Origin of the sequence: Micromonospora parastrephiae (genome assembly GCF_016802865.1) — a bacterium.
Lineage (GTDB): Bacteria > Actinomycetota > Actinomycetes > Mycobacteriales > Micromonosporaceae > Micromonospora > Micromonospora parastrephiae.
Genome location: NZ_JAEVHM010000305.1, coordinates 1 through 4,456, shown reverse-complemented (window position 1 = coordinate 4,456; position 4,456 = coordinate 1). Strand labels below are relative to the sequence as shown.

2 protein-coding genes and 3 pseudogenes are annotated in these 4,456 nt (G+C 70.8%); 1 reads left to right on the top strand and 4 read right to left on the bottom strand.

Translation table 11 applies throughout. From position 1 onward, the window contains the following. Positions 1 to 131 precede the first annotated feature (131 nt). Both JNW91_RS32855 and JNW91_RS34115 read right to left on the bottom strand, forming a co-directional pair. The gene (locus tag JNW91_RS32855) at positions 132 to 452 is read right to left on the bottom strand and encodes a MerR family transcriptional regulator (RefSeq protein WP_238425950.1); all 321 of its coding nucleotides are present in this window, start codon (positions 450 to 452) and stop codon (positions 132 to 134) included. 293 nt (positions 453 to 745) lie between these two features. Beyond that, a pseudogene (locus JNW91_RS34115) lies at positions 746 to 904 on the bottom strand (MerR family DNA-binding transcriptional regulator); the annotation flags it as partial. 142 nt (positions 905 to 1,046) lie between these two features. On the opposite strand from JNW91_RS34115, the pseudogene JNW91_RS29910 reads away from it, so the two are divergent. Then, a pseudogene (locus JNW91_RS29910) lies at positions 1,047 to 3,339 on the top strand (ATP-binding cassette domain-containing protein). 56 nt (positions 3,340 to 3,395) lie between these two features. On the opposite strand, the gene JNW91_RS29905 reads toward JNW91_RS29910, so the two are convergent. Both JNW91_RS29905 and JNW91_RS29900 read right to left on the bottom strand, forming a co-directional pair. Further along, positions 3,396 to 3,815 carry a protein-tyrosine phosphatase family protein gene (locus JNW91_RS29905; RefSeq protein WP_203178857.1) on the bottom strand — a complete coding sequence of 140 codons (420 nt, stop codon included), beginning with the start codon at positions 3,813 to 3,815 and terminating at the stop codon, positions 3,396 to 3,398. A 277-nt stretch (positions 3,816 to 4,092) separates the two neighbouring features. Then, positions 4,093 to 4,456 (bottom strand): annotated as a pseudogene (locus JNW91_RS29900) (hypothetical protein); the annotation flags it as partial.

Sequence of the window (4,456 nt, the reverse complement as noted above, 5' to 3'; positions counted from 1 at the left end):
CATCGCGGGCGCCGGCGCCCCGCGGGCACCGTACGGTTCCGGGGGCACCCGGGGCCGCGGTGACCGGCGCGGGAGCGAGCAGGACGGCGGACGTCGTGACCGCCAGCAGCGCAGCTCTCATGAGGCCGACCCTAGTCAACAAGATCGCAGGGCGGGACCGGATGGGCTCGCTGGTGCAGGTAGTCGTGCAGCGCGGCGCTCCCCCGCAGCCGGCGCAGGCTGCGCGCGTGCAGGTCCTGTTCACGGCGGGCCAGCTCGGCGCGGACCCGCTGGGCGCTGCCGGTGGTACGCAACTCGCCCAGCACCGCCTCGATGATCTCGAACGGGTACGCGCCTCGGCGCAGCAGCGCGACGACCTGCGCGGCGCGCAGCTCGGCTTCGTCGTACACCCGGTAGTTGGTGCCCGGCGCGCGGGTCGGGCGCAGCAGGCCACGGGCCTCCCAGAGCCGCAGCTGGGAGGTCCGGACCCCGACCAGGGCGGCGACCTCGCCGATGCGGACGCCCCGGCGCGGTGCCGGCCGGGCCGCCGGGACGGCGCGAGCACGGTCTCGAAGGCGCCGAGCACCCGGCGGATGTCGGCGCGTTCCCGGTCCAGCTCGGCGTGGCCGCCGTCGAGCGCCGCGAGGGCCGCCGGCAGGTCACCCCGGTGCACCGCCGCCATGATCTCCCGGGTACGACCCCAGCCGTGCCCCTCGGCGAGCCGCCGCGCCACGGTCAGCGCGCGGGAGTGCTCCGTCGTGAAGATCCGGTAGCCGCTCGGGGTGCGCCGCACGGGCGGCAGCACGCCCTGCTCGACGTAGTTGCGCACCTGCTGCACGGAGATCCCGACGGTGGCGGCCAGGTCCACGGCGCGCAGGCGATCCTTTGGCTCGACGTCCACGACGGCAACCCTAGCGGTTGACATGTTATTTGAGACTTGTCGGGTCTTTACTCGGCACGGTGCGCTGCGGATGTCAGGAAAGTCTCTACAGGAAGGTTAATGAGACAATTTAATGCGTCAGGTGCTCGGCGGGGATGGCCCCGCCACGATCTCGTGAAGGGTTCGCATGTCGCAGCCAGCATGGTCCGCCGCCGACAGCCACGACATGATCGAGGTACGCGGGGCGCGGGAGAACAACCTCGCCAACGTCTCGGTCGACATCCCCAAGCGCCGGTTGACCGTCTTCACCGGCGTCTCCGGCTCCGGCAAGTCGTCGCTGGTCTTCGGCACCATCGCCGCCGAGTCCCAGCGCATGATCAACGAGACCTACAGCGCCTTCCTCCAGTCGTTCATGCCGAACCTCAACCGGCCGGACGTCGACTCACTGCGCAACCTCAGCGCCGCCATCGTCGTCGACCAGGAACGGATGGGCGTCAACTCCCGTTCCACCGTCGCACCGCCACCGACGCGTACGCCATGCTGCGGATCCTCTTCAGCCGGCTCGGCGATCCGTCGGTGGGCGGCGCCGGGGCGTTCAGCTTCAACCTGCCCGAGGGCATGTGCCCCACCTGCGAAGGGCTGGGCCGGGTCTCCGACCTGGACGTCAACGAGTTGGTCGACGTCGAGCGCTCCCTCAATGACGGCGCGATCACCGTGCCCAACTTCGCCGTCGACTCCTGGTACTGGCAGACCATCGTCGGCTCCGGCCTGTTCGACCCGGATGTCAAACTCCAGGACTACACGCCGCAGCAGTGGGAGGACTTCCTCCACAAACCGGCCACGAAGATCAAGGTCGGCAGCAACAACTGGACGTACGAGGGCCTGGCCGTCAAGGTCAAGCGGCTCTACCTGACCAAGGACCGCGAGTCGATGCAGGCGCACATCCGCGCCTTCGTCGACCGGGCGGTCACGTTCACCACCTGCGCAGACTGCGGCGGCACCCGCCTCAACGCGGCGGCCCTGTCGTCCCGGATCGCGGGGCGCACCATCGCGGACTGCTCCGCGATGCAGATCAGCGACCTGGCGACGTTCGTGCGGGCCGTCGAGGACCCGGCGGTGGCGCCTCTGATCGCCAACCTGCGGGACCTGCTGGACTCCCTCGTCGAGATCGGGCTGGGCTACCTCAGCCTGGACCGCGAGTCGGCGACCCTGTCCGGCGGTGAGGCGCAGCGGGTGAAGATGGTCCGCCACCTCGGGTCCAGTCTCTCCGACGTCACCTACGTCTTCGACGAACCCACCGTCGGCCTGCACCCGCACGACATCGCCCGGATGAACGACCTGCTGCTGCGGCTGCGCGACAAGGGCAACACCGTGCTGGTGGTCGAACACAAGCCGGAGACCATCGCCATCGCCGACCACGTGGTCGACCTCGGGCCCGGCGCCGGCACCAACGGCGGACGGATCTGCTTCACCGGAGACGTGCCCGGCCTGCGCCGCTCCGACACGCTCACCGGACGGCACCTCGACCACCGGGTGACCCTGCGCGCCGAGGTACGCCCACCGACCGGGCACCTCGCCATCCGACAGGCCGACCTGCACAACCTGCGCGACGTGGACGTCGACATCCCGCTCGGCGTGCTCACCGTGGTCACCGGTGTGGCCGGCTCCGGCAAGAGCTCACTGATCCACGGATCGCTGCGCGGCCGGTCCGGAGTGGTGATCGTGGACCAGTCCCCCATCCGCGGGTCACGGCGCAGCAACCCGGCCACCTACAGCGGGCTGCTCGACCCGATCCGCTCCGCCTTCGCCAAGGCAACGGGGTCAAGGCAGCGCTGTTCAGCGCCAACTCCGAGGGCGCCTGCCCGGCGTGCAAGGGCATCGGGCTGATCTACACCGACCTGGCGATGATGGCCAGCGTGGCCAGCGTCTGCGAACGGTGCGAGGGGCGGCGGTTCACCGACGAGGTGCTCACGTACACGCTGCGCGGCAAGAACATCAGCGAGGTGCTGGCCATGTCGGTCACCGAGGCGTACGGCTTCTTCCCCAGCGGGCCGGCGCACCTCATCCTCGGCCGGCTGGTCGACGTCGGGCTGGGCTACCTCAGCCTCGGCCAGCCGCTGACCACCCTATCGGGCGGGGAACGGCAACGACTGAAGCTCGCCATCCACCTGGCGGAGAAGACCAGCACGTACGTCCTGGACGAGCCCACCACCGGTCTGCACCTGGCCGACGTGGACCAACTCCTGGCCCTGCTCGACCGCATGGTCGACGCCGGCAACACGGTGATCGTCATCGAGCACCACCAGGCGGTGATGGCACACGCGGACTGGCTCATCGACCTCGGCCCCGGTGCCGGACACGACGGCGGGCGGATCGTCTTCACCGGCACGCCGGCCGAGCTGGTCGCCCACGGCGACACCCTCACCGCCACGCATCTGCGCGAGTACGTCGACAAGCCGGCCCGGTCGCCCCAGGGGTAGCGGCGCCGAATCGGCCGGCGGGCGGCGACGCGGCGCGGTCAGGCGAGGCGGCGCGGTCAGGCGACGCGGCGGAGCCAGCGTCGCTGCCACGGGGTCTCCACCGCCCTCGGGTGGTAGCCCGCCCGGACCCACGACACCGCCCGCTCGGTCGGCAGCCCGTCGAGGATCGCCAGCGCGGCCAGGGCCGTTCCGGTGCGCCCCACCCCACCCCGACAGGCCACCTCCACGCGTTCACCGCCGTGCGCCCGCCGCAGGGCCTCACGCAGGGCGTCGAGCGCATCAACCCGATCGAGCGGCACCCAGAAGTCGGGCCACCGGATCCGACGGAACGACCAGGTCGGCTCCGGGCCGGGCGCCAACAGCAGCGCGAAGTCGGCGGGCGAGGCGAGCGCACCGACGCGGCGTCCGCGCACGCTCGCACCACCCGGGAGTACGACGACACCCGACTGCTCGGACCAGGGTTCAGCGACACTCACTCCAGCATTGTGCCGCCACCGCCTGACGGGCGGGCACAGACAGCGCCGCCCCCGACCGGTTGGGTCGGGGGCGGCGCTGGTGTCGGTGTGCAGGTCGCCTCTCGGCGAGTGGCGCGACGCGGCTCCAGCCGAACGGTATTCCGCGACGGCGATATCAGGTGAGGCCCGGGGACACTGAGTCACACCGACACCCTCCACAACCAGCCCCACAGCCGCAGTATTCCAATGGCCGACACCCCGAGGTTCCGGGGTGCCGGCCATCGCCGTACTGCTGTGGTCAGCTGTTCCAGTGCTGGGTGACGAGGTCGGTGGCCTGCTGCTCCCACTGGGCGTAGGCGTCCGGGTAGGCCGACACCTGCACCGTCTGCGCGGCGTCGGTCAGCGGCATGTCCTGCCACCCGTCAACCTGCTTGAGGCCCTTCAGGAACGCGGTCGTCGCGTACTCCGGGTCGGTGATCTGCTCCGGCGTACCCCAACCCGAGCTCGGGCGCTGCTGGAACAGGCCCAACGAGTCATGGTCGTTGGCGTCGCCCAGGTGACCCAGGTTCTCCAGCTTCGACTCCTGCAGGCTCGTCGCGATCGAGATCACCGCGGCCCGCTCGGGCAGGCCGGCCTTCTTCGTCGCCGCGATGATCGCCTTG